Origin of the sequence: Shewanella sp. SM29 (assembly GCF_025654245.1) — a bacterium.
Classification (GTDB): Bacteria; Pseudomonadota; Gammaproteobacteria; order Enterobacterales; family Shewanellaceae; genus Shewanella; species Shewanella oncorhynchi.
Genome location: NZ_JAKKRN010000092.1, coordinates 1 through 767 on the forward strand (window position 1 = coordinate 1; position 767 = coordinate 767).

Annotated in this window: 1 protein-coding gene; it reads left to right on the forward strand. The window is 42.9% G+C overall.

From position 1 onward, the window contains the following. Window positions 1-733: IS5-like element ISSod6 family transposase (locus tag L5L77_RS22585; RefSeq protein ID WP_263180554.1), on the forward strand; the 733-nt coding region annotated here is incomplete at its 5' end. Between the last annotated feature and the right edge of the window lie 34 nt (window positions 734-767).

Below are 767 nucleotides of genomic sequence, written 5' to 3' on the forward strand. Positions count from 1 at the left end.
ACGCTGGGAAAAGCTATTTCATTTAATGAAAAGCACAGGCCGTGTTTATGACAAACCTGAACATAGACAAACATTCGAAGGTATTCTTTACCGCCTTAGAACAGGTATCCCTTGGCGAGATTTACCTAAAGAGTTCGGTCATTGGAGCACGGTCTTTAGACGGTTTCATTTATGGTCTAAGAAAGGCGTTCTAGCACATTTATTCAAGGCCTTAGCCAACCTTGCTGATATAGAATGGGTCTTTATTGATGGCTCGATAGTGCGGGCTCACCAGCACAGTGCAGGTGCAGCGACGCTAAGTAATGAGAGTATTGGTAAAAGTCGAGGCGGTAATTCAACCAAAATTCACTTAGCTGTCGACAGCGGAGGATTACCGATTTATTTCGAATTATCAGAAGGCCAAAAACACGATATTACACACGCCCCCAGCTTAATTGAGCACCTGAAGCAGGTTGATACCGTCATTGCAGATAAAGGTTATGACAGCGATGCTTTTCGTGAACTTATCGCCAATAAAGGCGGGAAATCTGTCATTCCAAGGCGCCGCTATAAGAATACACCTCAAGAAAGAGTCGATTGGTGCTTATATCGGTATCGACATTTAGTGGAGAATGCTTTTGGAAGAATTAAGCACTATCGAGCAATATCAACAAGATATGACAAGCTAGCAAGAAATTACGCCAGTATGGTGTCACTGGCGTTTATGTTAATGTGGCTGCCGATGTATTGCTGAACAACATTTGTACAGCAAAGATCAACAGACCCTA